The 2,561-nt window shown below is 63.8% G+C and carries 3 protein-coding genes; 1 reads left to right on the forward strand and 2 read right to left on the reverse strand.

All coding sequences use genetic code 11. The features are described from left to right. Positions 1-830, reverse strand: an 830-nt coding sequence (locus EOA60_RS28235; protein WP_164899596.1) for a sugar kinase, incomplete at its 3' end; no start/stop codon positions are given. Between the two features lie 219 nt (positions 831-1,049). On the opposite strand from EOA60_RS28235, the gene EOA60_RS28240 reads away from it, so the two are divergent. Next, entirely contained in the window at positions 1,050-2,072 is a 1,023-nt protein-coding gene (locus EOA60_RS28240; RefSeq protein ID WP_095823886.1) for a LacI family DNA-binding transcriptional regulator, read from the forward strand. A 34-nt stretch (positions 2,073-2,106) separates the two neighbouring features. Here EOA60_RS28240 and EOA60_RS28245 read toward each other — a convergent pair. Further along, positions 2,107-2,561: Gfo/Idh/MocA family oxidoreductase (locus tag EOA60_RS28245; protein ID WP_348632724.1), on the reverse strand; the 455-nt coding region annotated here is incomplete at its 5' end.

The raw sequence follows: 2,561 nt of genomic DNA on the forward strand, positions 1-2,561 counted from the left end.
GCATCGGCGGGCGAGGCACCGCGCAGCCAGAAGGAAACGAAGGCGGCGCCGAAGCAATCGCCGGCGCCGGTCGGATCGACTTCCTCGACCACAAAGCCGGGCATGGCGAGCGTGCCCTTGCGGTCGTGATAAGTGGCGCCATCGGCGCCTTTCTTCAGCACGATGCAGGAGATGCCTCGCCCCAGCAATTCGCGGACCGCGGCCTGTTCGTCGCTGGCGGACGAGAAAAGGAACAGTTCGTTGCCGCTCGGCAGGAAGACATCTGTCTGCGCGAGCACATGATCGAGCGCCTGACGCGTGCCGGACGCCTGCATGATCTCGCGACGGATGTTCGGATCGAAGGACACCGTGCCGCTCTTGGCCTTCACGGCCGCGATCGCGGCGAGTGCGACGTCGGTGGCGCGATCGGAAAAAAGCGAAGAGCCCATGACATGGACATGATCGGCTCCGGCCAAGAGCCGCTTGGCGGCATCGTCCATTTCCAAAAGGCCGGCGGCGCTGTTCCGGATATTGAAAACAAAATGCCTGGATGCATCGGTCCGGTAGGCGACGAAGGCGGTGCCGGTTGCATGGCCTTCACGGACGGCGATTGCCGAAACGTCGGCGCCGAGCGCGCTGAGCCGGTCGATGTTCAACTGGCCGAAATCGTCCCCGCCGACGGCGCCGATGAGACCCGCAGGCTGGCCGAGCGCCGCCGCCTGGCCGATGAAGATCGCCGGGGCGCCGGACGGAAAGGGGCCGGCCAGCGGACCGGGCTCGAGGAAGCTCTGGCCGATTGATTCCGCCATGATCTCGACGAGGATCTCGCCGGCTGAGACCAGCTTCTTCATCACGTCCTCCCGGCATTCGCCATGCATGGCTTTAGGGCTTGGAATACGGCCCCCTCTTTTTCACGTCAATTAATAAATTTACGCATGGAATAATTTCTCCGGACGCGTTGAAACTTGCGGAGCTTCCTGTAAAGTTTCAACTTGCAGGCGCACGGCGATGCACCGTATGAGCGCCGGAGCAGCGCCATGGGAGCGAGGTTCCATGCCGCGAGGGTTTGGATGCCGATGACTCACAAGACGATGGAGGAGTTCGCCCGTTCCTGCGGCGTCTCCAGGCCGACCTTGTCGAAATTCTTCGACGATCCGACCAGCGTCAAGCCGGCGACGCGAAAACGCATCGAGGATGCGCTGCGCTCGTCCGACTATCAGCCCAATCTGTTCGCGCGAAACCTCAACCGCAAGCGCACCCGCAGCATCGGCATCGTCGTGCCGACGGTGACCGACCCGTTCTATTCCGAGATGGTCAGCCGCATCGAACTCAGGCTACGCGACGAAGGCTATTGGCCGATCGTCATTTCCTCGCATGGATCGAGCGAACTGGAAGCCGAGGCGACGCGGACGATCTTGTCGTTGAAGGTCTCCGGCGCGCTGATAGCACCGCTCGGCCGGCGCTCGGACCAGCGAGCGATCGAGAAGCTGACGCAGGCGATCCCGATTGTCTATTTCGACACCTATCTCGAAGGCGGCACGCCTTTCGTCGGCAACAACAATGTGCAGAGCATGTCGACCATCGTCGACTATCTCTGCCGCTCGGGCGATGCCCCGGTCTATTTCGATATTCCGCACGTCAATCATAATTCGCGCGAGCGGGTGGAGAGTTATGTCAATGCCATGAAGCGGCTCGGGCAGGAGCCGCTCGTCTTCGGCAATACCGACGACTACACATGGGAGTTCGAACGGATCGGCTACGAACAGACGGAAAAGCTGCTCGGCAATGGCGGCCTGCCGGGCAAGACCATATTGTGCGCCAACGATCGTCTCGCCTTCGGCGTGATGGCGGCCGCCTTCTCGAAAGGGCTGAAGGTGGGCCGCAAGGCGGATTGCGACCTGCGGGTGGCTGCGCATGACGACCATCCGCTCAGCCGCTACACTTGCCCGGCGCTCACCACCATGGCGCAGGATTTCGCGGCGATGGCCGGAAGCAGCGTCGAGACGCTGCTTACCCTGCTCGACGAGGACGGCGCGCCCGTCGCGGCGAAGGTCAATCTCGACGCGACGCTGGTGATGCGCCAGTCGGCCTAGGGATACCGAACTCCCGCTGGGCGATCACGGCGCCTCAGGCAAGCAGGCTCGCCGCCTCGTCTTCGCCGAGCAGCGGCGGCTGGTCGACCGAGCCGACGACGGCGACGGAGTTCCGGCTTTCGCCGGAGGCGAGGATCGCTTCCATGACCTCGAGCACGTGCAGCGCCAGTTCGCCGGACGCGCGGGGTCTGCGCCCTTCCAACAGCGACCGCGCCAAGTCGGCGACGCCGAGCATGCGATAGTTGGCGCGGTCCGGTGCGGCATAGGGCCAGTTGCGCGCGCCGTAGAGCTCGCCTTCGCTCTCGAAATCCTTCCAGTCGGCGCCGTGCGCCGATAGCGAGACCGTGCCGCCAAACGTGTCGGGATCGGGTAGCCTGAGCGAGCCTTCCGTCCCGTGCAGCTCGATCGGATGGTTGGAATGCTTGAAGACGTCCCAGGAGGCGCCGAAGGTGACGGTGGCGCCGCAGTGGAATTCGAGCAGCGACAGGA

This window comes from Mesorhizobium sp. M1A.F.Ca.IN.020.06.1.1 (genome assembly GCF_004023265.1).
In the GTDB taxonomy this organism is placed as follows: Bacteria; Pseudomonadota; Alphaproteobacteria; order Rhizobiales; family Rhizobiaceae; genus Mesorhizobium.